This is a genomic window from Bacillus sp. NTK034 (assembly GCF_017303275.1).
Classification (GTDB): domain Bacteria; phylum Bacillota; class Bacilli; order Bacillales; family Cytobacillaceae; genus Cytobacillus.
This window is the reverse complement of record NZ_JAFKOJ010000009.1, coordinates 164694-190928: the sequence shown is the minus strand read 5'-3', so window position 1 is coordinate 190928 and position 26235 is coordinate 164694. Positions and strand designations below refer to the sequence as shown.

Annotated in this window: 30 protein-coding genes; 3 read left to right on the top strand and 27 right to left on the bottom strand. The window is 43.6% G+C overall.

From position 1 onward, the window contains the following. Window position 1 precedes the first annotated feature (1 nt). Window positions 2-1021 (bottom strand): DUF3231 family protein, encoded by a 1020-nt coding sequence (locus tag JI665_RS22525; RefSeq protein WP_206844380.1) that lies wholly within the window; start codon window positions 1019-1021, stop codon window positions 2-4. A 242-nt stretch (window positions 1022-1263) separates the two neighbouring features. On the opposite strand from JI665_RS22525, the gene JI665_RS22520 reads away from it, so the two are divergent. Continuing rightward, window positions 1264-1755, top strand: coding sequence for a CBO0543 family protein (locus JI665_RS22520; protein WP_206844378.1), 492 nt, complete (start codon window positions 1264-1266; stop codon window positions 1753-1755). Window positions 1756-1842: 87 nt separating this feature from the next. Here JI665_RS22520 and JI665_RS22515 read toward each other — a convergent pair whose 3' ends face one another. From JI665_RS22515 to JI665_RS22490, 6 genes are all read right to left on the bottom strand, one after another. Further along, window positions 1843-2646 (bottom strand): DUF817 domain-containing protein, encoded by an 804-nt coding sequence (locus JI665_RS22515; protein ID WP_206844376.1) that lies wholly within the window; start codon window positions 2644-2646, stop codon window positions 1843-1845. Between the two features lie 68 nt (window positions 2647-2714). Beyond that, window positions 2715-2924: a helix-turn-helix domain-containing protein gene (locus tag JI665_RS22510; protein WP_048008671.1), complete on the bottom strand. Its 210-nt coding sequence runs from the start codon at window positions 2922-2924 to the stop codon at window positions 2715-2717. 9 nt (window positions 2925-2933) lie between these two features. Beyond that, window positions 2934-3416, bottom strand: a complete 483-nt coding sequence (locus JI665_RS22505) for a DUF2975 domain-containing protein (protein ID WP_206844373.1) — start codon at window positions 3414-3416, stop codon at window positions 2934-2936. A 255-nt stretch (window positions 3417-3671) separates the two neighbouring features. Next, window positions 3672-4931 (bottom strand): M20 family metallopeptidase, encoded by a 1260-nt coding sequence (locus tag JI665_RS22500; RefSeq protein ID WP_244671288.1) that lies wholly within the window; start codon window positions 4929-4931, stop codon window positions 3672-3674. Continuing rightward, window positions 4852-6534 carry a gamma-glutamyltransferase gene (gene ggt, locus JI665_RS22495; RefSeq protein WP_206844372.1) on the bottom strand — a complete coding sequence of 561 codons (1683 nt, stop codon included), beginning with the start codon at window positions 6532-6534 and terminating at the stop codon, window positions 4852-4854. Before ggt ends, JI665_RS22500 begins: the two co-directional genes overlap by 80 nt. A gap of 241 nt (window positions 6535-6775) precedes the next feature. Further along, the gene (locus JI665_RS22490; RefSeq protein ID WP_206844369.1) at window positions 6776-7330 is read right to left on the bottom strand and encodes a DUF3231 family protein; all 555 of its coding nucleotides are present in this window, start codon (window positions 7328-7330) and stop codon (window positions 6776-6778) included. Window positions 7331-7423: 93 nt separating this feature from the next. On the opposite strand from JI665_RS22490, the gene JI665_RS22485 reads away from it, so the two are divergent. After that, window positions 7424-7999 (top strand): CBO0543 family protein, encoded by a 576-nt coding sequence (locus JI665_RS22485; RefSeq protein ID WP_206844367.1) that lies wholly within the window; start codon window positions 7424-7426, stop codon window positions 7997-7999. Between the two features lie 41 nt (window positions 8000-8040). On the opposite strand, the gene JI665_RS22480 is transcribed toward JI665_RS22485, so the two are convergent. Together JI665_RS22480 and JI665_RS22475 are read right to left on the bottom strand one after the other, a co-directional pair. Continuing rightward, window positions 8041-8721, bottom strand: coding sequence for a lysoplasmalogenase (locus JI665_RS22480; RefSeq protein ID WP_206844365.1), 681 nt, complete (start codon window positions 8719-8721; stop codon window positions 8041-8043). A 53-nt stretch (window positions 8722-8774) separates the two neighbouring features. Further along, window positions 8775-9341, bottom strand: a complete 567-nt coding sequence (locus JI665_RS22475; protein ID WP_206844363.1) for an MOSC domain-containing protein — start codon at window positions 9339-9341, stop codon at window positions 8775-8777. Window positions 9342-9551: 210 nt separating this feature from the next. Between JI665_RS22475 and JI665_RS22470 the strand changes: the two genes are divergently transcribed. Next, window positions 9552-10136 (top strand): hypothetical protein, encoded by a 585-nt coding sequence (locus tag JI665_RS22470; protein ID WP_206844361.1) that lies wholly within the window; start codon window positions 9552-9554, stop codon window positions 10134-10136. A 120-nt stretch (window positions 10137-10256) separates the two neighbouring features. Here JI665_RS22470 and JI665_RS22465 read toward each other — a convergent pair whose 3' ends face one another. The 18 genes from JI665_RS22465 to cobK all read right to left on the bottom strand — a co-directional run bounded on the left by JI665_RS22465 (window position 10257) and on the right by cobK (window position 26230). Beyond that, window positions 10257-10751: a CBO0543 family protein gene (locus JI665_RS22465; RefSeq protein WP_206844359.1), complete on the bottom strand. Its 495-nt coding sequence runs from the start codon at window positions 10749-10751 to the stop codon at window positions 10257-10259. 157 nt (window positions 10752-10908) lie between these two features. Then, the gene (locus JI665_RS22460; protein WP_206844357.1) at window positions 10909-12105 is read right to left on the bottom strand and encodes a CbiX/SirB N-terminal domain-containing protein; all 1197 of its coding nucleotides are present in this window, start codon (window positions 12103-12105) and stop codon (window positions 10909-10911) included. 252 nt (window positions 12106-12357) lie between these two features. Next, window positions 12358-13338 carry an ABC transporter substrate-binding protein gene (locus JI665_RS22455; protein ID WP_206844355.1) on the bottom strand — a complete coding sequence of 327 codons (981 nt, stop codon included), beginning with the start codon at window positions 13336-13338 and terminating at the stop codon, window positions 12358-12360. Window positions 13339-13361: 23 nt separating this feature from the next. Further along, the gene (locus JI665_RS22450; RefSeq protein WP_206844352.1) at window positions 13362-14126 is read right to left on the bottom strand and encodes an ABC transporter ATP-binding protein; all 765 of its coding nucleotides are present in this window, start codon (window positions 14124-14126) and stop codon (window positions 13362-13364) included. 2 nt (window positions 14127-14128) lie between these two features. After that, window positions 14129-15169, bottom strand: coding sequence for a FecCD family ABC transporter permease (locus tag JI665_RS22445; protein ID WP_206844349.1), 1041 nt, complete (start codon window positions 15167-15169; stop codon window positions 14129-14131). After that, window positions 15166-16002, bottom strand: a complete 837-nt coding sequence (locus tag JI665_RS22440; protein ID WP_206844346.1) for a methyltransferase domain-containing protein — start codon at window positions 16000-16002, stop codon at window positions 15166-15168. Before JI665_RS22440 ends, JI665_RS22445 begins: the two co-directional genes overlap by 4 nt. Before the next feature lie 64 nt (window positions 16003-16066). Next, entirely contained in the window at window positions 16067-16606 is a 540-nt protein-coding gene (locus JI665_RS22435) for a cob(I)yrinic acid a,c-diamide adenosyltransferase (protein ID WP_206844344.1), read from the bottom strand. Window positions 16607-16619: 13 nt separating this feature from the next. Further along, the gene (locus JI665_RS22430; RefSeq protein ID WP_206844342.1) at window positions 16620-17174 is read right to left on the bottom strand and encodes a nitroreductase family protein; all 555 of its coding nucleotides are present in this window, start codon (window positions 17172-17174) and stop codon (window positions 16620-16622) included. Next, window positions 17168-17929, bottom strand: a complete 762-nt coding sequence (gene cobA, locus JI665_RS22425) for a uroporphyrinogen-III C-methyltransferase (RefSeq protein ID WP_206844340.1) — start codon at window positions 17927-17929, stop codon at window positions 17168-17170. The genes JI665_RS22430 and cobA overlap by 7 nt, the downstream gene beginning before the upstream one ends. After that, entirely contained in the window at window positions 17926-18555 is a 630-nt protein-coding gene (locus JI665_RS22420; protein ID WP_206844338.1) for a precorrin-2 dehydrogenase/sirohydrochlorin ferrochelatase family protein, read from the bottom strand. Before JI665_RS22420 ends, cobA begins: the two co-directional genes overlap by 4 nt. Beyond that, the gene (locus tag JI665_RS22415) at window positions 18524-19909 is read right to left on the bottom strand and encodes a cobyrinate a,c-diamide synthase (protein WP_206844336.1); all 1386 of its coding nucleotides are present in this window, start codon (window positions 19907-19909) and stop codon (window positions 18524-18526) included. Before JI665_RS22415 ends, JI665_RS22420 begins: the two co-directional genes overlap by 32 nt. Then, the gene (locus JI665_RS22410) at window positions 19906-21042 is read right to left on the bottom strand and encodes a cobalt-precorrin 5A hydrolase (protein ID WP_206844334.1); all 1137 of its coding nucleotides are present in this window, start codon (window positions 21040-21042) and stop codon (window positions 19906-19908) included. Before JI665_RS22410 ends, JI665_RS22415 begins: the two co-directional genes overlap by 4 nt. Beyond that, complete coding sequence (gene cobM / locus JI665_RS22405) at window positions 21035-21817, bottom strand: precorrin-4 C(11)-methyltransferase (protein ID WP_206844332.1); 783 nt, start codon at window positions 21815-21817, stop codon at window positions 21035-21037. Before cobM ends, JI665_RS22410 begins: the two co-directional genes overlap by 8 nt. Then, window positions 21814-22518 carry a precorrin-2 C(20)-methyltransferase gene (cobI, locus tag JI665_RS22400; RefSeq protein WP_206844331.1) on the bottom strand — a complete coding sequence of 235 codons (705 nt, stop codon included), beginning with the start codon at window positions 22516-22518 and terminating at the stop codon, window positions 21814-21816. The genes cobM and cobI overlap by 4 nt, the downstream gene beginning before the upstream one ends. Further along, window positions 22519-23712 carry a precorrin-6y C5,15-methyltransferase (decarboxylating) subunit CbiE gene (gene cbiE, locus JI665_RS22395; protein WP_206844565.1) on the bottom strand — a complete coding sequence of 398 codons (1194 nt, stop codon included), beginning with the start codon at window positions 23710-23712 and terminating at the stop codon, window positions 22519-22521. Then, complete coding sequence (locus JI665_RS22390) at window positions 23687-24823, bottom strand: cobalt-precorrin-5B (C(1))-methyltransferase (RefSeq protein ID WP_206844563.1); 1137 nt, start codon at window positions 24821-24823, stop codon at window positions 23687-23689. The genes cbiE and JI665_RS22390 overlap by 26 nt, the downstream gene beginning before the upstream one ends. Further along, window positions 24798-25472, bottom strand: coding sequence for a precorrin-8X methylmutase (locus tag JI665_RS22385; RefSeq protein WP_197216011.1), 675 nt, complete (start codon window positions 25470-25472; stop codon window positions 24798-24800). The genes JI665_RS22390 and JI665_RS22385 overlap by 26 nt, the downstream gene beginning before the upstream one ends. Beyond that, the gene (gene cobK, locus JI665_RS22380) at window positions 25460-26230 is read right to left on the bottom strand and encodes a precorrin-6A reductase (protein WP_206844328.1); all 771 of its coding nucleotides are present in this window, start codon (window positions 26228-26230) and stop codon (window positions 25460-25462) included. Before cobK ends, JI665_RS22385 begins: the two co-directional genes overlap by 13 nt. Between the last annotated feature and the right edge of the window lie 5 nt (window positions 26231-26235).

The following is a 26235-nucleotide window of genomic DNA, read 5'->3' as shown; positions in this document are numbered from 1 at the left end:
GCTACTGCTTATTATGTATCAGCATCTTCCTATTTGTTACAAGCGGGGGCTGTTCGAGCCATTTTTGCTTTACCACTATATCAAAGGTATCCTTTGCATAAAGCATGACTTCTGCAATGATCTTACTATATTGAGATGTTAGATCAGTTCTCATGGACACTGACATGGCATGTGAAATTAAGCTAATGTCTACGGAATTCAAAACATTGATCATTGAAAAAATAAGTTTATCCGAGAAAGGTGATACAATCGATTCTGTTACTTCCATTCCGACAGTCACGGTTCCAAGAAGCTCTTCCTCCATTAATAAGTTATTGAAAAAGGATATCTGTTTTTCGCTGATCGTTTTTCCTTTCATGATATGCTTCTTTAATTCTTTATCTTTAACCACTTGAGCAAACGCAAGCATGATGAGTACTGAAAAGTAATTTCGTTCAATGTTGAAGAAGATTTCCGATAATTCAATTGCATTCAAGGGACGCTTAGTCCCTATGATTCCTGTAAGAAAGGATTCTTTTTGAACATATTCAATTTCTTTAGGATAGTTCATTTTTGGAGGGCGATCATAAATGCCCTTAGACAGCATCATCTTGACAGCTTTACCAAACATTTCAGTTGAGGTATGTATACATTCTGTAAAAAAATCCAGTACATCAAGACGAACATTATTTGATGCAGTATAGCTGAAGTTAATCATTCCCAATCGATTCATCATATAAATGTAGCTTAAGGTGAACACATCATTAAATAATGGAGGGGCTGACAGATTGATATCCCCTTCAGAAAAAGCAGCAGGCACTGGAAAATTTTCAGCAAGGAAGATTTTTTTTATCTTATCTAATCTCCCTTGCGAAATGTTCAATGACTCTTCTGCTAATGGAATGATTTCCTCATCTTGAAGATGGTGTAAAAAATACTTAAGAAAACAGGAACTCATGCTTTCTTGTAAGTAAACTCCCCAAAGGCCTCCAATTTCTGTGCAAGACAGTTCAATATTTACCTTCTTACTCTCGAATTCCACAGATAACCCCCCTACAATGTTTTTGTAGGTTTAGTATTTCATAAAGGCTTACAAAAAAAACCATATTTTATAAAGTAAAGTACCCCATGAATATGACCATCACTTTTATCAAACAGCTGCTGTTCAGCATCTTAACCTAACTCACAAATAGATTTTTTAGGATAATTTATCCATTTTTACATATATTGGTATTTTATTTCAGATGTCGTCAATACTAATTACCAGAAAAATGAGGTGAACGTATGCATTGCATCCTTGTTATACTGGTCATTATCTTTGCTTATTTTAGAGGAGACTGGAAAAGTTGGGAAAGTTATTATCCGACCATGCTTTATATATCCGTGGCTTCTTTCATTTATGAGTTTATTTCACATAGCCATTTTCACTTATGGGAACTTGAAAAAGGTCTTTTAAATCTAATGGGAGTTCATCTATTGCATAATATATTGATCAATCCTTTAATGGGGTTTGTGTTTTTATCTAAGTTTCCCAGCCAGTTTAAAGATCAAATCTTCTATTACGCAAAATGGATTGTCTTGTTTTGGGCTGCTGAATGGCTCGCATCACGATTTAGTTTCATAAGCTACCATAATGGATGGAATATTTGGTGGTCTTTTTTATTTGTCGTCATTATGTTTCCTATGATCCGACTGCACTATATCCATAAACTGCGGGCATTAATTCTTTCGGTTCCGATTGCAGCCCTTTATTTATTTATCTTTGATTACCTATAAATAACGTACCGAGGGATGCCGGTCAAAAGCATAGCCTTTGAAAATGACACTTGAACGCAAAAGTTATAAATTGTGACAAGAAGCTCCCTAAGCGGAGTTTTTCTCCTTAACCTGCTTTAGCGTCGCCACTATAAGGAAGCTGACAATTACTAATAGAAGCCAGGAACTCACCTTCCCCAGATGAACGAGACTCCATGCATCGGTCTGATTGGGATACTCCCACGCCCCAAAGAATGTTGCGATATTTTCCGCTATCCATATGAAGAATCCGATAAGCACAAAAGATAGTGCAAGCGGCATACGGTACAGGATACCGCCTACCTCGTAACTGACCCAGGATCTCCAAAAAACGACCAGAACCATTCCGGAGAGCCACCAGCGGATATCGATCCAATAATGGTGGGTGAAAAAATTCAGATAAATAGCAGCGGCAAGAGGCACTACTGCGAGAAATGGCGGCCACTTGACCAGGTCAACCTTGAGCCTCCTCCATGCCTGGCACAGATAACTTGCTACACTGGCATACATGAAGCCGCTGTACAAAGGAACCCCAAAAAATTTGGAATAACCCTCCTCCGGATAAGCCCATGAGCCCATATGTACCTTAAATAGTTCAAGTGCAAGGCCGATAATGTGGAACAAGGTAATAACCTTCAATTCATCCTTTGTTTCAAGCCCTGATTTCACCATCGCCCACTGCATTAGAAGACAGATGATCAGCAGCCAGTCATACCGCGGCAGAATGGGCAGCGGCAGAAATTTGGTCAAAGCTAAAGAAGCAAAAATGACAACAGGAAACAAACAGGACAAAGCCTGCTCCCAGCCGAAACGAAAAAGCTGCTTTAGGAATCTCGTCGGCTGGGCTTCTAATTTTCGAATAGTCAAATGCATTCTAATCCCTCCCTTTTAGGACAGGTTCTTCGTCCGTCTGGTACAAGGAACCTGTCCCCTAGTCCCGCTTATTCATCACTTCGATATTCCAGGATATCTCCAGGCTGGCAGTCCAATGCCTTGCAAATGGCCTCCAAAGTTGAAAAACGGATCGCTTTCGCCTTTCCATTTTTCAAAATAGAGAGGTTTGCCATGGTGATTCCTACCCTCTCTGAGAGTTCTGTTACACTCATTTTCCTTTTTGCCAGCATCACATCAACATTTATAATAATAGCCATGTTCTCACCTCAGACCGTTAAATCATTTTCTGATTTGATATCAATTGCTTCTTGCAAAAGCTTCTGCAGAACTGCCGCAAAGACTGCGATAACCATTGAAGCAAAAGGAACCAGCAAGCCAACAAAAATGACACCCGGGGCATCGTCTAATTCTGCAAAAATATAGAATACCGGCAGAACCAGTACATGCAAACCGGCGATGGTGATGGCACAGTATTTAATTTTCTTTAAAGCTATGACGGATAAATCAGAGAAAGCTTTATTTTTGTCAATATAGCGCAAAAGTTTGAACGCCTGATACAGAGCAAAGTAAAAAGGAATCGTTGAAGCATAAAACACGATGTAAACCCAATATTTAAGGAAAGCAAACTTCGGCAGCAATTCACCTGCAACTCGCCCCAGTTCAGGGACCAAAAAAATACACAGAACTAAAATGGGGACTCCTAAAAGAAAAACGGCTATTTTTAAAAACAATGTTGTTACTTTTTCCATAAAAAACACCTCACTTGTTATTTTCAGTTTGATTTTAATCTATTATTTATCGTTTTTCAATAAATAATTAATGTTTTTTATTATTTTTTTATTGAAGGAAAGATAATCCTCATTCTGAAATACTAAAGGAATGGTCTTCATTCTCATAAAAAACTAATCAAAATCAGGAGGTCTAAAGCTTTTATTCTTACGTGGCACATTCTTTTTTTCATCAAAAAACCCGGCCCACTCAGGCCAGGCTTTCACGTTTCTATTCTACACTTTGCTTAACCTCTCGATCGTCCTTGCCAGTAAAGCCGTTCGCTTCGGAAACGTTTTTAAATCGATATACTCATCTGTCTCACTGTGGGAAAATTCTCCGAGCGGCCCCATGCCGTCCACGGTTGGGACGCCTTCAGTGGAAGTATACGCTGCATCCGAACCTCCGCCCGTGCTGACTTCCCTAATAGACATTCCTAGTTCTTCCCCTGCAGCCTTTATTTCCTCAATCAATTTATCCGTTCCTGCGACTTTTTCCATTGGCGGCCGTCCAATTTTGCCTGATAAGCTCGTTTCTGTTCCCTGCACTTCCTCCTCCTCTGCAATTTCTGTGATTTTTGCCGTAATCTCCTTTGCCTGTTCCATATTCTTCACTCGAACATCCACTTGCGCTTCTGCATCCGGGGCGACGGTATTAGAAGAGATGCCGCCGTCAATTAAGCCCACATTGACTGACAAGCCTCTCTCGTAATCATTTAAATCATGAAGTTTAACTACTTTATGTGCCAGTTCATCGATGGCGCTTCTTCCTCTTTCGGGTTCAACCCCGGCATGGGCGCTTTTTCCTTTAACATCAAAGATAAATCTTCCAATTCCCTTTCTTTCTGTGACTATGCCATCATCTGGCCTTCCGGATTCAACAACAAGTGAGAATTTTTTACCTATCGACGCCTCTTTAATAATGGCTTTTGATTTTCGAGATCCGATTTCTTCATCACTATTAAAAATCAAGTGTACATTTTTATATGCGTCCGAGCCATTTTCCTTAAGAAGTTTCAATGCGTACAAAACGGATACATGGCTTGCCTTTTCATCACTCACTCCCGGCCCATATGCTTTATCCCCGATCATTTTGAATGGGCGTTTTTCTGCTTCGCCTTCCGGAAATACGGTATCCATATGGGCGATAATAATAATATTGGGGTCACTATCCTTTTCCGCTTTTATCTCCAGATGGTCCCCATACTCTGATTCACGGTGAACAAGTACATCCATATCCAATTCCTCAAATTCCTTTCTCAAAACAGTGCCAACCTTGTCCACTCCTTCTTTATGATAAGAGCCGCTGTCTATATTCACCAGTTCCTCGAGCAAGTTCATCATTTCAGGCATCTTGTCTTCAAAATAGGCTTCATATTGATTCAACGAAATCACTCCTTTGTAAATAATCACAGGGTTACGCTTCGTTAATTCCAATGGCTGATCCTGGCCTGCTTGAATCAGCAGCTCCATGCAGCATTCCAGTTTTTTGGTCAATGAAGATCGCCTGGACGTTGCCAATGGGCCTGTCTGTATCATCAAACTGAAATCCCATTTGACGGAGCTTGTCAATTTCACTTTGGCCAATGCCCTGCTCAGACCAGACATCCGGTCCCACACTGTTATAAATCCTGGGTTCTTCGATTGCAGCTTTTACATCCATTTCAAAATCGAGAATATGACTGATAACTTGTGAAACTGATGCAACAATAGTTGGACCGCCAGGAGAGCCCAGCGTTAAAGCAGGCACCCCATCCTTGAATACTATAGCAGGTACTTTTGCGCTGACCGGCTGTTTATTTGGTGCCAGGCTATTGATATGGTCCGGTTCCGGGGTAAAATCGGTCAAATCATTGTTCATCAAAAATCCGTAACCTGGTACCATGATGCCTGAGCCCATAATATGCTCATTCGAAGACGTGCATGCAGCAATGTTCCCCCATCTGTCAGCTACGGTAAAATGCGTAGTATCTTTTCCTGTTTGATGCACTTTTACTTCTCCCCTGGGACGATCGCTGCCCTGGAACTTCCAGGGATTGCCGCATTCAATTTCCGGATTTCTCGATTTCCAGTCGATCATTCCCCGCCGTTCTTCTAAATACTCTTCTTGAAGCAGACCTTCAACCGGAATTTCAGAAAAATTAGGATCTCCCATATAAGCCAGCTTATCAGTGAATGCCAATCTCATTGCCTCTGAGAATAAATAATACTTTTCCCAGGAAGATACTCGATACCTGTTAAGCTCAAACCCTTCCAGAATCCCTAACATCTGCAGCAGTGAAATTCCCCCGCCATTAGGTGGTCCTGGAACGGCAATTTCATAGTCTCTGTAGGTTCCTATCACCGGTTCTTCTATAGGAGCCCGATAGTTTTGCAGATCCTCATTCGTCATAATACCGCCCTGCTCTTTAAGTGTCTTGATGATAGCATCTGCAATTTCACCTTCATAAAGCGCTTGTATTCCTTTCTTTTGCAGGATTCTAAGAGTCTTTGCCAGGTCTTTGTTTTGAACCCAGTCTCCTTTCACTAAAGGAACTCCTTCCGGCATAAAAAACTTCTTTGCTTCTTCCCCCAATCTGATATGAAGAATTTCGATGACTTCGTCCCATTGCCAGTTCACCCTAAAGCCTTCTTCAGCCAGTTTAACGGCAGGCTCAATCAGATCCTCCAGCGGCTTTGTCCCAAACTTTTGATGCCCTTCATCCATAGCCTTCATGATTCCGGGAATGCCTACTGACTTGGCATCAATGGTCTGCTGAAAGTAAGGAGTAATCTCTCCTTTTTTATTTAAGAACTGATCTTTATCTGCCCCTGAAGGGGTCTTTGAATGACCGTTGATCACCTTCGTCTTTTTTGTTTTCTGATCATAATACACGATATATCCGCTTGCTCCAATGCCAGTGTTAAACACTTCAACCACACTAAGAGCAAATTGGATTGCGACCAGGGCATCCATGGCGTTGCCGCCGTTTCTTAAGATTTCGGCACCAGCTCCTGTTGCTTCATGAACCGCAGAAGCAGCCATCCCATTGGTGCCAGCCGCCTTCTGCCGCTTGTCCTCGGTGTCTCTTGCCATATGCCTGGTATCTACCTTATCCATTGATATCCCTCCTATGGGGTACAGCCAAAATCTCATTCATATATCTTAAAAGCTTTTCATTTCTTGTACCCGGCTAAAAATAGCTGAAACATACAAAAAAAGGCACCTTACCTTAAGCCATTTAGATGACTTAAGATCCGGGCACCTGTTATAAATGGATCTTTTATTTGAATTTATAATTCTACTCAAAAAAACTCATCCTAAAAAGTAAAAATCCAACTCAAACCTTTGAGTCGGATTTCTACCTTTGTGGGGAACCTGGAGCATAGTAATAGGGCGGAACTTTGAGCCATCCCCTTTTCCTCATCAAGGTTTTTACAGTTGCTCCTATTGCTGTCCATTCTAAAAAGAATTCAGTCCACATGAGCCCTACATCATTTCGGACAGCATCAACCTGGCCCGTTGCACATGCTTGTGAACATATTACTAATTTGAATGCGACGCCATTGGCAATTTCATCATCCGTTAACTTAACTCCCAAAGGAATATCCTTCGGGTTTGAATTTGGTTTTGAAGATGTTACGTCAGGTAAAGGAATCCCTTCGTTTTTCATGAATTTGCTTAATCTTTTTACTTGCGCTTCACATACCTTTACTACATCTGTAAGCATTTCCCGCACTTCATCATCTGTAGTTGTGTTTAAGCTCATTTCTTCATACCGGATAAATTCTTCTACCAGGGTTAAATACTTCCACAAGTCTCCGACTTCAATCACATGCAGCGGAGATTTCGGTTCATTAGTATTATCAAATGAAATTCTGAGCATATTAAAGATTGCTTCTAATGGGTTAGGCATCTTTTGACCTCCTTACTTTTATATGTTGTCTATTGGTGGAAAGAAAATACAAAAAAGCAATTGAAAATAAGTAAAAAGAATGGGGGCGCAGCCATGGCGTTTGAAAAAGGACTGGCCAAGTCTGAACAAGCATACGAACAATATACGGAGATAAGCACAGCATTCGCGGATATAGTGAAAAACGAATTTATTACTACGGGGCAATGGTGGGCTGGTCTTGCTTTGTTTATCATTCCCTGGCTGATATGGTTTAAGTATAGGAAGAAGGACAGCACCGGGCGTCTTCTCTTAGCTGGCTTATTAGTCATCATAATGTCTCTTATTATCGATTTAGCTGCGTTATCTATGGGATTATGGTCATACCCTATGATCATTATTCCACTGGCACCATTTTTATTTTTGCCATATCACTTTTCATTAGCTCCAGTCGGAGTAATGTTTGCCCTTCAAATAATGCCTAAAATGAATAGCTTCTTTAAAGGAATACTCTTCTCTGCCATTGGAGCTTTTGGAGGGATGAATTTCTTTGATGCCATCGACTTTTATAACCCAAAAAACTGGTCTACTTTATATGACTTTGTCATCTTCCTCACTCTTTACTACAGTGGGTATTGGATAACGAGAATGGAGAGTTTTCATGGTCTGGAAAAAGGATCAGGAAAAGAATAAAAGACTTTCTTTTTATAGAGAAAGTCTTTTGGGCATACAAATCACAGCTGCTGTTTTACATCCAGTATTGCTGCCTTTTCCCCTGCCGATTCTCCAAATGAAGCAAGGCTATCGGCAATCAGAAATTGGGCAGAGTAGTAAGTAGTCATAATAAACACATCTGAATAAACAATATCTGAAACAAACATATTCCATGAAAGGATTGAATCCGAGATAACAAACAAAATGCTTCCGGCAATGGCCCTCTTGTTCCCGGTTAGTATGGATGATAAGGCCATTAATGAAATGACAAGCATGTAGGCCATAACCGGGATCACTAATGCATCATTTCCTCCTTCAGATAAGGAAGCAATCAGCTGGCTGCCAATAATCAAAGAATAGAAACCTATCGGGATGATGGCTGAAAGGCGCAGCTTTGACATCCGAGACATTTTGAAAAATCCAGTCAAATAAAAAAGATGCCCTACAAGGAAAGCACCAAGACCTGCAACAAACGAAACAGCAATGAATCCATCACCAAGCATGCAGAAAAACAGGCCAATAACGACAAAACGCAATGCCGGCTCTGGACTGGCAGGGAGTCTTCGGAATGCATAAAAAATAATGAGCACCATAGGAATCAGCTTAAAGATAATTTTGATTGCCAGAGGCTCATGGGGAACAATGAAAATATAGAAGATAGCCGTCAGTACAATTAAAATAGTAATCAGCATTTTTTTCAATAGAAATCCATCTCCCTGTGTCGGAATGAAAGTTGCTATTTGTTTAAAAGGTTTTAAACCCTTTCCAGCTTTTTAAAAGGCTTAGGCGGAAATTGAACGCGGATTTCATCGCCTGGCTTCACTTCTCCGCTCTCCAGCACGATCCCCATAATACCAGCCTTTCTAATGAGTTTTCCATTTTCATCCTTCTCTATTACTGCATGTAAAAGGCCAGGCTGAAATTGATCGATTTGAGCACAGGGATTGCGCAATCCTGTTATCCTGATAACAGCAGATTGCCCCAAAAAAAGGATTGTGTTTACAGGCAATTCAAGAAGATTGATTCCGGAAGTTGTAATATTTTCACCAATTTGCCCTGGTTCAATAGGGAAACGGTCTGCTAACTCCTGAAATAACTCACTGTGGATTAAATGAACCTGTCTTAGATTCGGCTGGTCAGGGTTTTGTTTCACTCTGGACCGGTGTTTAACTTTTGAACCAAAATGGGCATCTCCTTCAACCCCTAAACTCTTCACCAGCTTTATGATATTTTGATTTTTTTTACTGAAAGTATGCTTTTGGCTTAAGCTAACCGCTATGACTTTACCCACTAGTGAAAATTTCTTTATGTCATCCTGCATTTATTCCACACACCTTTTTTTTCTTTAGTCTCCTGTTAGTTATTTATTCCATAAAGAATTAATTAGTCCTTCACTACTTCAACATTGTTTGATAAACGATAAGTTAATGATTAATCCTTTCTCAATATCCTTTTATAATCACACATATAAAAATAAGAAATTTGGAAATATAGACATAACTAACTCGCAGCTAAAAGGGGTTCATTTGCCATGGAGGAAAACCGGCTAAAAGTATTTGATCATATTGTCAAAATGGGTAAAGAGGGACAAAAAGCTTTAAATGATTACTGGTTGGAATTCAGCATTTACACTTCTTTTGAATACTGGTTTATGGTTATGCTATTTATTGTTCCTTTACTTGTGTTATTTTTTAAAATTGATAAAAGGAAATTATTTTTTATAGGATTTTATGGTTATAGTATTCATATGCTTTTTGGCTATATCGACTTGTACAATAAAAATTCCGGGCTGCTGAATTATCCTTTTCCAATGATTCCAATGATTCCAGGTATATCCCTTGACTCAAGTTTCGTTCCTGTTACATTTATGCTTGTTTATCAATGGACATTGAATCATAAAAAAAATTACTATGTTTATACTGTGCTGACTTCTGCCGTTTTAGCATTTGTTTTTAAGCCTCTTCTTATAGGTCTCGGTCTTTTCAAGTTATATGGAGGCACGAATTATTTTTTTCTTTTTGCATGTTACCTAATCGTAATTATATTAGCGAAGGTAATAACGGACGTTTTTTTATGGACAGAGCGTAAATTTAGTAAAGCTGACCATTCACATTAAACGTGGAATCCCGGTTGTGCATTCTTAGACTTTGCAAGGAGTAAGAATCACATAAAAAATGCTGCCGTAATGGCAGCATTAACTTTTTATGGAGATAATAAGGCCGTTTGCAGAACATCATTAACCTTCCATCTCAGATAAGTTCCGATTATTCTTTAATCGATCCAATGTTTTAATAAACCCGACAAATCCTCTTATAGTGAATAAAGTAAAGTTCACACTGCCAAATGTATGGAAAATGGACCATTTCCTCCACCTAAATAGTCTCGTGTTTCTTTCAAAGAACCATTGGGCAATGCTCATTGGCACACTGAACAGCAAGCTTTTGAGAAGAATATTGCCTAACTTGTCATTGTAAGAAATTTTAACCCAAATCACACTTAAAAGCGGGAAGAACAAAATATCATAAATCAGATTCGTTTTAAAAATTCTTGAAAAAGGGCGGACTGGATATTCTACTCTTTTTGTTCCAACAACATAGGCATCAATCAGAGTGGCAAGAACGCCTTTCGAGAAAAAAATAACTAATGTCTCCCTCATTTTTTTCCCTTTAAACAAAAACGGAACTGAACAAATGCACAATCCGAGAAGCAGGTTTAATAATTTTTTCTCCATTGAAGACCAGCCTTTCTATTACAGATAGTACTAAATTCACCCATTTTGAATTTATTTATTCTTTGAACCTGTTAATTCTAATTTGCACCTAAGCTTTTAGAAAAAAATAAAGCTGCCATTTGGCAGCCGGATCCATTATCATATAGAATTATTCATTTTAATGATGGTGATGATGTTCATAACCGTGTTCTTCTGCATACTTACGGAAATTTTCCAGGTCCTGCATTCCAGTCGAAGTGCCGTCAAGGGCTTGGTTCATACGCTCTAATAGCACAGTTCTCAGCTTTGGATGGTAGCCGAAGTATTCAGCAATATCTATGGTTATTTGAGGATAGGTTTCTTTAAACTGTTCGGACATTTTGTTCATTCTTTCCATTAAAATGCCGGTAAATAAGAAATACGGCAGCATGATGATTTTTTTGGCGCCAAGTTTAATGCAGCGCTCTATCCCATCCTTGACGGTTGGGGTTGTAACCCCCATGAATGCACATTCAACGAATGATACATTTAACATTTCCCACAGCAATCTGCTGATCTTATAAAAATCAGCATTGGCATATGGATCGCTGCCGCCTCGTCCGATTAATAAAATGGCTGTATCTTCATGCGTCTGATTTACATCAAAGCCGGTTTCTGCAAGTCTTGTTTTTAATATTTCAAGAACCTCATCATGAACCCCTATCGTCTGGCCATAGGTAAACTGAATATCCGGGAAGTGCTCTTTGGCATGTTCAATTTCTGCTGGAATGTGCAGCTTGGAGTGTCCCGCATGCAATAGGATGATGGGAATGACATGGATTTCATCTGCCCCTTTTTCAGCACAAATCTGAATTCCGTCTTCAATATTGGGGGATGCAAATTCTAAGAAGCAGGTTTCTACCAAGAGGGCTGGGTCAATATAGTCTCTCATTTGATCAACGAATTGGCGGACTTCGTGATTCCCTGCCTCCATCCTGCTGCCATGGCCGACAAATAGGACAGCTTTTTTCATTGTTCCTTTTCCTTTCTTGTATTTATCGATTCCTTTTATGCGGTTTTCATTGCGTTTGCGTTCGCCGTGTTCCATGGAGTAAATGATTGACTCTTCCTTCACTGCTTCATGAACAATATCGCGGGCTGTTTCTTCCTGCTGGACTGAATACCAGGTTCCTTTTGGGTAATCAATGACGACGCATTTGTCTTTGCAGCGGCCGTTGCAGCGGGTACGGGATGTGTGAATATGCTCGTCTAAACGGTTTTTCCGGATTTCATCGCGTATTTGCTGTGTGACTTCTTCTGCTCCAGCACCCATGCAGGTTGCGCCGTTGCATATTAGCAGGTGACGCTGCATTTGCGTTAGGTTCCAGGTTGTCATTAGGTGACCTCCCTCTATTAATTTTGATACTCTATCTTGAAATCTTGTTTAGGCTTAGTATTAAGCCCGTTGCTTTCCGCTGCGGGCACTTGCTTTCCGTGGGGCGTGCGGTGAGCCTCCTCGGCTTCGCCTGTGGGGTCTCACCTGTCCCGCTGCTCCCACAGGAGTCAAGTGCCCTCCGCTCCAATCAACTCAGCGGTTATATTTAAATAACCGTTCAAAAGCAACAAAGTTCTCATAAACACCCAAATGTTAAAAAGCCTCCGGATAGAAACCCTTGGCCAAAACCTCAAGCGCTTCCCCTACACGAACTCCTTCAGATGCTGCCGACAGCGGGAGGATGACAAAGCGTTCGTTTTGTACGGCAGGTGTCTGGCTTAAGGCCGGGTCCTTTTTAAGGAATTCTATTTTTTGTTCGGCAGTTGTTGAGCCATAATCTATCACTACGATGACATCAGGCTGGCGTTCTACTGCGTCTTCTTTTGAGACGGTGGCCCAGTTTCCTTTTACATCACCAAAGACATTGTGCCCGCCTGCCATTGTGACAAGTGTGTTCATGAAGTTTTGTGTGGCCGTGAACACGTCTGTTTCCCCGCTGTCGTAAACCAGCACATCTAATGGCTCTTTTACTTCAGGCAATTGGGATGTAATGGCATCAATTTCTTGATTCATTTGGTTAATTAGTTTTTCACCGCGTTCTTCCACACGGAAAATTTTTGCGATATTGCGGATGTCACTATAGATATCTTCCAGGGTTGGTGCCACTTTCACAGATGAAGATTGTAAGTAGCTGTTAATGCCTAATTCCTTTAGTTCTTCACGTGTTGCAATGTTTTTCTCATTGAAGGCACTTTCCCAGCCGCCATATAGAAAGTCTGCTTCTGATGAGATGACTTGCTCTTTTGATGGATATTGCTCTGCCAATACTGGTACTTTGCCGTATGCCTCCTGTAATGGCTCATAAATTTCGTTATCCAAGAATGCAGTACCAGCCATTGAATCTTCTAAGCCAAGTGCCAGCATGATTTCTGTCACATGCTGATTCAATGATATCGCACGCTTTGGCGCTGCTTCGTATTCATTCACAAAGCCTTCATTTTCAATAACCACTTTCTCCGTCTGCTCCGCTTGTTCACTTTTCACCTTTGCTGTGTTTGCTTCCTCTGCTGAGCATGCGGCCAATAATAATGCTGCCGCTAAAACCAGGAAAGCCCAAATTCTGCTGCTTTTCATTTTCATAGGTCCCTCAATTCACGTTAATAGTTTGTGTGAAAAAACAGATGAAGTTTTTTGGTAAATGGATTTTTCGAAACACCGGCCTGCATATGAAAGACTTCCTTCAATGTCTCTTCTGTCAGGACTTGCTCCGGTGTTCCCGACATATAAAGAGCTCCATCGTTCATGACAAGGAGTTCATCGCAATACCCTGCGGCCAGGTTTAAATCATGAAGGGCAGCCACAATGGTGATAGGCAAATCCTTCACTAAATCCATTAATTGATATTGATGTTCAATATCCAGATGATTGGTCGGTTCATCCAGAATTAATATGTTTGCCTGCTGTGCCAGGGCGCGTGCGAGCATCACCCGTTTCTTCTCGCCGCCGGATAATTGGTTAAACATGCGGTTTTCCAAGTGAAGCACATTTGCGAGCATCATGCTTTCTTCGGCAATGGCAAAGTCCTCCTGTTTATCAGCGTCAAGCCATTTTTTGTACGGCGTCCGCCCCATCATGACCAAATCTTTTACTGTAAAATCGAAGAGTACCGGTGTTTCCTGACTGACAGCAGCTAACTCCTGAGCAAGCTTTTTCTGCGGAAGATCGAGAATATCTTTTTCATATAACGTCACGAAACCGCTCGTTTGTTTTAAATGACGATAAATGATTTTTAGCATCGTCGATTTTCCGCTTCCATTCGGTCCAATGATTCCAACGAATTTTCCCTGTTCCACAGAAAAAGTGATATTATTTAAAATTTGCTTGTCCGGCACTGAAAAGGACATATTTTTGACCTGGAGCATCCTTACTCACCGTCCCCAAAAGAATAACGCTTTCGCCTAAGCATCCAGATAAAGAATGGGCATCCGCAAATAGCGGTAATAATCCCGATTGGCATTTCTTCAGGCGCCAGCACCATACGGGCGGCCATATCCGCCCAAACTAAGAAAATGGCACCGATCAGTGCGCTTATCGGCAGAACCAGTTTGTAATTAGACCCCACCAACATCCGCACGATGTGAGGAATAATCAGCCCGACGAAGCCAATGCTTCCGCTGACCGCGACGACCACACCGGTCAGAAGGGATACAAAGAGAATGATAAAGATTCGAAACCGGTCCAGATTAACGCCAAGTGTCGCGGCCGTTTCCTCTCCAAGCAATAAAGCATTAAGCTGCCGATAATTCATGAGCAGCAGAATAAAAACGAGCAGCAGTGAAAAAAACGGGATGCCAAGATTGGACCATTTCGCGCCCGCCAGACTGCCGAGCATCCAATGCATGACCGCTTGAATGCCGCCCTGCTGCTTGGACATCATCAGCATAAAATTGGTAATGGCGGATAACACCATCGAAACCGCAATTCCTGCCAAAAGGAGACGAATGACCGATACGCGTCCATTGACGCGTGCTAAAAAAAACACAATCATGACCGCAAAAATGGCGCCTAAAAATGCGGCCAGGGAAATGGCATAGACGCCAAGCACGCTGAATGCACCAAGTAAAATAACAGATGCAGCTCCAACAGATGCACCGGAAGATACACCCAGAATGTAGGGATCTGCGATTGAATTCTTTACTAATGCTTGAATGGCTGCCCCGCAAATGGCCAGTGCGGCACCTACTATGGCCGCAAGTACAATACGAGGGAATCGTATATCCCAAATAATAACCGCCTGTGCCTTAGAAGAATCTGTTGCTATGAATATACCCAGCTTGGAGAACAGCACTTCCCAAATAAGGCGCGGGGTAATGTCCACAGATCCCACCATCACGGCAAAAGTCATGGAAGCAAGCAGCCCCGCCCCCAGTGAAGCCAACAGTAATGCAAACCGTCCCCTTGTCATATATGCTTCACAGGCTCCCAGCTGATGATTGCCGCATGGAAAGGATAACGGTACACATACCCGCCATCCTCTTTGGAAATAAATCGTTCCAATGAAGCTTCTACATGTGCCTGCTCAAACCGGGGAGATAAGATTTTCTTGCTCCCGGCATCAAGTAACTGCTGCCATGTATCATAACGGTGCTCCCGCTCAAGCTTTATTATTTCACAATCTGCATAAATGCCTAACTGGTACAGCATGTTGACGATCATGATATAATCCCTGCGCGGGTATTTAATGTCATAGCCAAACTGTTCATCCAACAGGACGTAATGCGGCTGAATAGGACCGGTCGTTAAGCCGATTATGGCACGCTTTTTTGCCAGCCTGTTCATTTTCTTCAACGCTTCATTCATTTCATACATTCGATAAAAGCAGTTTACCCCCACCACGACATCATGCGGCTCCAATGGTGCTTCTTCCCATTTACTGTGGACAAACTGGATAGGGGTCTCCTCTTCAAAATACTGCTTTAAGTAAGCGAGCACGCTCTTTGAACCATCCACGAGCGTTAAACTTCTGACATCCTGGCTGAGCGGAAAGGTATAGTTGCCCCATCCCGGACCGAATTCAATACAGCTTGAGTCTTCCGGGATATGCTTCTTCATTTTTTCGTAGATCCTTTTGGCATACTCATCTGTCTGCTTGTATTTCTTTTTCTTCATGGACTGCGTCCAAAAGGCTTCCTCCAGTCCATCATCTACCATTCGCTCCGGCATCCTGCCATGCCAATCCAGCATGCCTTCTTTCCAGAGCTTCTCAAAATCGTATTGCAAAGGGGATTCTTTTATCATTGAAATTCTCCTCAATTTCCAAAACCTAACTAGATACAGGGTCCTAAATAGCCGGGCAGGCTGCTTAAAACTCCAGCCCCTTCATGGCTTTAACATCCTGTTCGGCATAATAATGTTTGGTGGCATCAATGGTAGACGCTAAATCGGCTAATTCGAGAATGGCAGGATGTGCAGAACGCCCTGTGATCACCAAATGCATCGTTTTGGGACGGTTTTGAATGGCCTCCAGCACCTCTGCTAATGGCAGCACATCATCAATGGGAAAACGTGTGATGGCCAGGGCATTATTCAGTTCGTCCAGCACTAATACATCTGTTGTTTCATCTTTTAATTCTTCTTTTACCGTCTGCCAGGCTCTTGCAAGTGCTTCACGGTGCTCCTCCGGTGTTTTCGTCCAGGTAAACCCGATTCCCAGCTGCACAGTTTCAACACCCAGTTTCCTGAGGGCCAGCTTTTCACCATATGTACGTTCCGGTGATTTAATAAATTGATAGTATTTTACCTTCATGCCCCGGCCAATTGCCCTTAATGCGACACCAAGCGAGGCGGTTGTTTTTCCTTTGCCATCGCCTGTATAAACCAGCAGCATCCCTTTTTGTGCCATAGACCATACCTCCTTAAAGCCACGTAGTCTTTTCAGCAAATGGTGTACGCTTTTTCTCGGAAGCAATTTCTTCTGCCGGGTAGCCGATGCATAGCGTTCCCACTAATTGCTCCTGCTCAGATGCACCAATAAAATCATGCAGTGAGGTATCATGCACCAGACCAACGCCTCTTGTACGCCATACCATGCCTAATCCCAGCTGTTCTGCCATCAGCCACATCGACATAATGGCACTGCTTACGGCAAAGACATTATCTTTTGTCGCCCCTTCATCGCCTTCAACAATGGCGGATGTCACAACAATAATCAGGGGTGTGTTCGTGATGGCTTTCATGGAGCTTTCCACTAAATGCGGCTTCGCTGGAAAGCGTTTTTGCAGGTAATCAAGTGCCACCTGCTTGTAGCGTTTTAAGCTTTCTCCCTGCAATACATAGAAATGCCACGGCTCACGCATGCGGTCATTTGGTGCGTATGTGGCTGCTGCTAATAATGTCTCGATTTTTTCCCGTTCTACTTCGCGCAATTCAAAATTTCGAATCGCACGGCGTTTTTTCAAGGCTTCTAACATAATTCATGCTCCTTTTCTATAAACCAGGCAATTTGATCCCGTACTCCAACCACATCTCCAACCAAAATCATCGATGGATTCGAGATGCCATGAATCCGGATATCCTCTGTAATCGTTTCGAGTGTCCCTGTAATCGTCCGCTGCCTGGCAGTTGTGCCCCATTCAATCACAGCAGCAGGGGTTGTTCCGCTTTTTCCATTAGCTATTAAGCTTTTCGTAATGTGTTCAATGTTGCCAATGCTCATATAAAAGGCGACCGTGTCAATTTGAGCAAGCGCAGACCACTTTAGAAAGTCCTGCTCCTTTTCGGCGCGGCCATGGCCAGTTACAATCGCAAAGCTTGCCGCATGATCACGGTGTGTCACAGGAATTCCTGCATACGCAGGCGCAGCAATTCCGGCAGTTATACCTGGAACAATTTCAAAGGGAATACCTGCTTCCCGCAATATGGCCGCTTCTTCAGCACCTCGTCCAAAGACAAATGGGTCGCCTCCCTTTAAGCGCAGCACCTGCCTGCCAAGGTTTGCCTGTTCTACCAGCACCCGATGGATTTCATCCTGAATCAATCCATGCCTGCCAGGCTCTTTCCCGCAATAAATCAGCTCTGCATCTGCTTTTGCGTGTGTTAACATTTCCACATTCACAAGACGGTCATATAAAATCACATCAGCCTGCTGGATGCATTCCAAACCGCGAATTGTCAGCAGTTTGGGGTCACCTGGTCCAGCTCCAACAATATAGACAAATCCACTCATTGCTTTTCTCCAATACGCTTAAGCAGCCGGTCTTCACATTTTTGCTTCTCGCCTTGCTCTATCCACTCCAAAATTTGAGGATCCAGAAGCTCTGCCAATAGCTGCTTTTTCTCATCCCCAGTAAACTTTTCTAAGATCCGCTGACGGGCTTCCTTTAAAAAAGATACATACTGCGCATAATGCTCTCCATATTCCTCTGCTAATTCTGACTTCACTTTGCGGGTCAGACCGGGGCTTGCGCCAGATGTTGATACGGTCAAAACGAATTCACCGCGTCGGACAACTGCGGGATTAATGAAATCAATACGGCCCTTTGCATCTGCACGGCTGAGCAGCTGCCAATGCTGTGCGGCTTCTTCCACTGCATTGTTTACTTCTTCGTCGTTTGTTACAGCAAAGATCAGGGCCGCGTCATCTAAATCAGCCGGTTCGAACGATTTTTCTTTCCATGTCACAAGTCCTTCATGGATATACTGCTCTAATTTTTCAGTAACCACCGGGCTGATCACAGTTACTTGGGCTTTTGTCGGCAGCAGGGCTTCAGCCTTCTGGCGTGCCACATGTCCGCCACCGACAATAACCACCTTTTTATAATCAAGATTCATTAATAACGGAAAATAATTCATGTTCTGCCTCCAAACAAGCTGCCAGCCAATTTTTCACAAGCTGCGGATTCGATGCAAAGTGAAAGTGTGTATAGCCGGCTACAAGATTATCAGTTAAATAGCCTTCCTTCTGAGAGCGGAAGCGGCCCTTGCTGAAATAGGCCGGTGAAGGATGATTCCCTTCATATGCCGAGTAATGGAATTCATGCCCTTTTGCCTGCTCTCCTTCATTCATCAGGAAGTTGCCCGGAACACCTGTAATTTCCCGATACCCGAGTGCAGCCAATTTATCCTGCATCCTGACCCGGCCCGGAATCACACCGATCATCGGGAATGCCTGTCCTTTTCGATCCACAATTTCTTCTGTTAAATACATAAAGCCGCCGCATTCTGCCAATGTCGGCACTCCCCGCTCCAGCGCGGCCTTTATAGATAGCTTAGCTGCCTCATTTTTAGCCAATGCTTCAGCAAACTCTTCCGGGAAGCCGCCGCCGATGTAAAGCCCCTGCGCTATTTCAGGAACTTCCTCGTTGTCCAGCGGAGAGAAGAAATGCAATGCGGCACCATGGGCCCGCAGCAATTCTAAGTTTTCTTCATAGTAAAAATTAAAGGCCGCATCTCTGGCAACCGCAATATGTACTTCCTGTCTTTCCGGCTGTGCATCAAAAATGGAAGAGGAGACCTCCCATACCTTGGCTTTCATTAGTTTCAGAAGCTGATCAATATCCACTGTTTCTTCAATCGCTTCTGCCAGACTTTCAAAATAGGAATCTAAATCACCGCGTTCTATGGCCGGCACCAGCCCTAAATGACGGCTTGGCATCTCGGCTACAGCTCCTTTTGGGAGATAGCCAATGACAGGAATTCCGCATTCTTGTTCAATCGCTGATTTGACAATATCAAAATGGCTTTTGCTTCCTAATTGATTGGCAAGGACTCCAACGATATGGGAACTTTCATCCAGCATTTGAAAACCTTTGACAATCGCCGCCGCACTTCTTGCCATACTTGCCGCATTGACAATTAAAATGACGGGACTTTTTGTAATCCCGCTAATATGGGCAGCAGAACCTTCATTGGATAATGGTGATTTTCCGTCATAAAAGCCCATCACTCCCTCAATCACCGATACGTCTGTATCGCGGCTCGCTCTTGCGACAATGGCACGCACGGTATCATGGGACATCATGAAACTATCAATATTTCGGGAAGGGCGTTTGGTGACAGCTGTATGATACGCAGGGTCAATGTAATCAGGGCCGCATTTAAAGCCCTGTACGGTTAACCCGCGCTTCATCAGCGCACGCATAATGCCGATAGTGAAGGTTGTTTTTCCGACACCGCTTCCTGTTCCGGCCAGAACAAATCGATTCATCCTCTTCCCTCCTCAAAATTGATGCGTGCAATACTGATGGTCACATTGCCGCTTTTCTTCTTCTCCAGCAGCAATTCCTTCGCATTCGCATACCTCATGGCCGCCGGCTCACTGACTCCATACGCGCCCGTATATTTAAAGACGGTGTCCGACGGATTTTGCATCAGAATCTCATTCAGCTCTTCAGGTGTGTATGTAACAAACGGCCAGTTATATTTAGCTGTTAATTCCAGCAATCCTGCCTCGTCTTTTTTCAGATTAATAGATGCAATCGCTTTGACGCTTTTTTTGCTCAAACCTAGCTCCGCCAATGTTTCATCAATTACTCCTTCAATCTCTGCCAATGATGTGCCTCGATTGCAGCCAATACCAAGAACTATTGATTTTGGACGGTACAGGACCCCGTTCTCAAGCATCGCCTCTTCATACGGTACTAGAATGCGATCTGTAATAAGCAGTGCTGCTTGCGGCTTTGCCTTGATGGCTTCCTCTATTGATGGATAAATTTTTAGATTGTCCGGCATTTCCCTGTCATACGTCCACCAATTCTTTTCCCCGGTTTCCTGCACGATCGCCACATGCTCTTCATTGACAACCGATGCACTGACAGGTGTTAATTTTTCTTCGCTATCCCACATCCACCCAAATTGGGCGCCAAATAAATCGACCGGAATTGTTTTTTGAACATCTGATGCGGTGGTCACAACAGGCGCCGCCCCAATCGCATGGGCAAATTCATGTGTTAATGCATTGGCACCGCCAATATGGCCGGATAATACGCTGACGACATACTGGCCTTTATCATCAACCACCAGCACGGCTGGGTCCTTCTTTTTATCGATCAAAAGCGGGGCAATCATGCGGACAACAGCACCGAGGGAAATGATGCAGATAATCCCTTTATACTGCTGGAACAATGCGGGCAATAATAGGCGGACCGTTCCATCAAATAATTGAATCTGCCGAGCTTCCTCATCGCCCTGTTCGAATTTTTTCATATAATATAGATCTGCATATGGAAATTTTTCCGCATAGCTTCTTGCATGCGCCACCCCATGCTTTGTAATGGCAACAAGGGCATAGGGTTTGCGCTTTTCGATTACCGGGATTTCACCTTCGCGCAAACTAATCATTCGCCGTCACACCTTTGCGGAAGCCATGTGTGAACGTTTTGTCATATAGCTTCGAGCGGTATTCTTTCTCATGGATATGCGGGTCCAATGCCCAGCCTGCCAGAATCATCGCATGCTTGCGGATGCCGTTGACACGCATCGCTTCGTCCAGCTCAGACAATGTGGTGCGGACAATTTTTTGATCCGGCCATGAAGCACGCTGCACTACCGCCACCGGTGTATTGTCTGCCCAACCGGCTGCCTGCAGTTCTTTTGTGATTTTCTTTGTTAAGGTCGCACTTAGAAACATCGCGATGGTACAGTGATGGCTGGCCAATGCCTGTAATTTTTCACGCTCCGGCACTGGTGTCCGCCCTTCAGCCCTTGTTAATATAAGGGTTTGCGTTAAATCCGGAATGGTCAGCTCTGCCCCGACTGCTGCTGCGGAGGCAAAAACAGAACTGACGCCAGGTACAACTTCACAGCTGATATCGTGCTGCTTCAATAGTGCCACCTGCTCCATCGTTGCCCCGTACATGGCCGGGTCGCCTGTATGTAAACGTACAACCGTTTTGCCTGCATGGACTCGTTCAACAATGCAATCCACCATTTCTTCAAGATGCATCCCGGCTGTGCGGATAATCTCTGCCGACTCCTTGGCTTCCGCCACTAATGTCTCGCTGACAAGAGAGTCGGTATACATGACAACATCAGCCTTATTTAATAGCTTTAAGCCTTTTACCGTAATTAAATCGGGATCTCCAGGACCTGCCCCGATAATCCAAATTTTCTTCATTTGCGCACCACCATACATGACAAGTAATTTAATTCTGCACCCCGGAGCTCATGGACATTCCATATGACCTCTTCGTCAGATGTAACTTTTGTTACAACATGTGTTTTGTCCAATAAATCCATTTCCTCCAGCAGATTCAGCATTTCATCCAATACCTTCGCTACTTTAATGAAGACAATCGCATCATGAGTTTCAATCACCCGCCGCATTTCCTCCATATTCTCGGTTGCCGGAATCATCGCGACATGGTCATCGCCATCAGCCAGGGCAATTCCTAACCGATTAACAGAACCATTAAAGGACGAGATGCCAGCTACCGTTTCAATCGGAACATCAGGATGCATTGCCTGCATCAGCTTCATTAAATGGATAAATGTGCTGAACAGCATCGGATCCCCTTCCGTCACGAATGCGACATCTTTTCCCTGAGACAAAAAGCCATATATGGCTTCAGCGGATTTTGTCCACTCAGCCCTTAGTGTATCTTCATCTTTTGTCATTGGAAAAACCAAACCGAGCATCTCTTTTTCTTCGGGATTTATATACATGTCTACAATGCGATGTGCGTAGGATTTACTGCCTCTTAATTTTTTGGGATAAGCAATGACCGGGCTTTCCTGCAATTTGCGGAATGCTTTTACCGTGATTAACTCCGGATCTCCCGGCCCGACTCCTAATCCATACAAAGTTCCAATTCTCATTTAGTTCTTTCCTTTCTTTGCAGTCACAATAAAAATGGGATTTAACGGTACGAAGCGCGTTAAATGCAGGATTGGCTTGCTTTTTGAAATCTGCGCCTGCAATACGGATACTTCGCAGCCCAGATTTTTCAAATGCTGCATCGCTTCAGCGAGATTTTCGATTGTGGCAATATTCATAACGAGCCGGCCGTTTGGCTTCAGCCGTGAATGGCATGTCTGTAATAAAAGCTCCATATTGCCGCCGTTGCCTCCAATGAAAATCGCATGCGGATCAGGAAATTCATCCAGCTTCTCAGGCGCCTTTCCAAGGACGGCCGTGAAATCTGTCCGGTGTTTTAATTGATTTTCCAGGCAGTTTTCCAGATCGCCCTCATTCTTTTCAATCGCATACACGGCACCTTCCCGGGCTATTTTAGCCGCTTCAATCGCAACGGAGCCTGTGCAGGTACCAATATCCCAGACGATGCTGTTTTCCTTTAACTCCAGCTCTTGGATACAAAGAGTCCTGATCTCCCTTTTCGTAATCAAGCCTTTATCCGGTTTTCTCTGCACGAACTTATCATCCGGAATTCCCAGTGAGGCGCGCTCCACTGCCTCACGCTGCTTTAAAATCACTACATTCAATGGAAAAAAAGACGATTGTTCCATTTCGTCCAAGGTGAGAAACTGGCAGCGCTCCTCGTCTCCCTGCAGATTCTCAGCAACAAAGGTATCATACTCCGTCATGCCGAACTTCTTTAAATACTTCGCAATGGCCTGCGGAGTATTTTTTTCGTCTGTTAAAATAGCAATCTTTTTCCGCCCGTCGATTCTTTGGGCAAAGCCTTTAATTGAACGGCCGTGCAGGCTGACAATATACGCATCCTGCCAGCTCTCCTGCATTTTTGAAAAAGCGAGCTGAACAGAGCTTGTGTAAGGATAAATCTCCAATGGAAGCTTTCTCGCCAATACACCGCCAAGCCCATAAAACAGCGGATCACCTGATACCAAAATAACCGTATTGCGTGTTTCCTGCTGCAGGTCAGCCGTTAATGCCGACAAGCCGCCTTTGATTACTTTTTTTTCTCCAGTAAATTCCGGGAAAAATTGCAAATGGCGTTCCCCGCCAACCAGGACTTCACATTCATGAATCCAGTCTATGTATGGGGGGAGCAATCCTTCCGCGCCATTATCCCCGATACCAATCATCTTCATCCAATTTGTCAATATTCTCAGCCTTTCCTAGACAGCTTCCGTTCATGGCATACAGAGTTGTCGACACTTTGACGTTTGCGTTCATATGATTCAGTGCATAATAGCAGCAGTTTCGGCAAAGGGCTTCAAAAAATTCTTCGTTTCCCTGAAGCATTTCACCAACCTGTGAAGCCGTATTTGCCTGTAAAATGTCCTGCTGAATTTCCTCATTGACTTCCACTTTATTGGCCATACCTGCTAAAAACTCGAAACTGACTGGGGCACTTTTCGAGTGCACCATCATAACTCCCTGTGCAACCTTTGAGAATTTCCCCATCATCCCTACAAGAGAGACTTTAGGAATCTTCTTCCTTGCAATATTCTTCAAAGTAAAACCGACAAAGTCGCCCATTTCGATAAAGGCTTCTTCCGGCAAATGCGGATACTGCTTCATGGCAAATTTTTCACTGCGGCCGCCTGTGGTAATGACTAAATGCTCACAACCTGCTTCTTTTGCGACATTGATCGCCTGAGCGATACTCGCCATATAGGCGGAACTGGAAAATGGCACCACCGTTCCCCGTGTTCCTAAAATCGAGATACCTCCAATAATCCCTAATCGGCCATTCAATGTTTTTTCTGCAATTTCTACACCGTCAGGAACCGAAATGACTACTTCAATGCCCCGATTTACTTTATATTTATCCATTGCTTCCTGGACGACACCATGGATCATTTTACGCGGCACAGGGTTGATCGCTGCCTGCCCTACCGCTACTGGCAGCCCTGCTTTTGTGACTCTTCCCACACCGATCCCGCCATCTAAATGGATGCCTTCTTTTTTTGCATATGTGACCGTACTTTGAATTCGTGCCTGATGTGTGGCGTCCGGGTCGTCCCCTGCATCCTTGATCGTTTCGCACATGACCCGTCCATCTGACCGATCAAAAGCCGTCACTTTAAAAGTGGCATACTGGCCAACCGGCAGATAAATCGTTACTTCATTGGGCACCTCTCCGGTCACAAGCGCCTGCAGTGCTGCCTTTGTCATGGCTGCGGCACAGGCACCTGTCGTATAGCCGTGCCGCATTTGGGAAGGATCTTTTTTATTTCGCTGCTTTTGCCCGTTCATCCGCCATAATCGAAATGGCATTCAGCGCAGCGACCGTCACTGTACTGCCACCCTTTCTCCCTGCATTCGTTATAAATGGGATTCCTTCAAGCACGGCCAGCTCGGCTTTGGACTCTGCCGCTGATACAAAGCCGACTGGCATGCCAATAATCAAGTCAGGTTTGGCGAGCCCTTCTTTCACTAAACGAATCAATTCCAGGAGCGCTGTTGGCGCATTGCCGATGGCATAGATTCCTCCTTCATGCAGACTCGTTGCTTTTTGCATGGAAATGATCGCACGTGTTGTTCCCTGGGCCTTTGCTTCTTTAGAAACATCTTCATCCGCAATATAACAATGCAGGTCCCCGCCATGCTTTTGGAATCGCTTGCGTCCTGACCCGCTTTCAATCATCTGTACATCTGCCACGACATGACGGCCAGCTAAAATCGATTGAATCCCTGCTTCAATGGCATCTGAAGTAAAAATCATGCTGCGCCCCAGCTCGAAATCAGCCGAGGCATGGATGACGCGCCTAACCACCAGCCACTGCTCATCTGTAAATGGATGCTCGCCCATCTCCTCTTTAATAATCGCGAAGCTGTGGTCATAAATTTTATCCGGATCTACCGTTAATGGTACAAATGTGGTATTAAAGTTCATGTTTGCCATGTGTAAAGTCCTCCCAATTTTTGAGTCACTTCTTCAAAAGAAGTGCAGAAGTTTTCATATACAAGCGGCGGCCGCTTAATCAAAATAACAGGAATCCCCAATTCCAGGGCAGCGGTCATTTTTTCATCCACCGATCCCACTTTGCCGCTTTCTTTTGTAATCATCAGGGTCACTTCATACTGCTCATAAAGAGCTTTGTTTAATGATTCGGAAAAAGGTCCCTGGATCGCAATAATGTCCTTTTGTTTAACGCCAAGCTTTTGGCATTTTTCCATGTTTCCCATGTTTGGAAGCATCCTGCAAACAAGCCGGATCTCATCCCGCATCAGATATTTTGTGAAGATTTCGAGCGTTTTGCTGCCGGTTGTCAGCATGATTGTCCCTTTATGCGATTGAGCCAATTTTGCTGCTTCCTCATAGCTTTCAGCTTCAGTGATGAGCGGTGAGGCAAACTGTTCATTTGGCCTTTCGTAACGTATGTAAGGAATGCTGCAAGCTTTAGCTGCTGACATGGCCGTTTTTGATGCTTCTTCCGCATAGGGATGACTGGCATCAATTACAGTGGTCATCTCCTGCATCTGAATTAATTCAATCATGTCATTTTCAGACAGCCGCCCCACTTTATAAGAAATGCCTTCAGCTTTCAAGCTGTCCGCTGCCGATTCTGTAACAACGGTTGCCAATAAAGGAAAACCTTGATTTTTCAATTGAATGGCTAATGCTCTCGCATCACTTGTGCCTGCTAAAAATAAAATCATGAGAT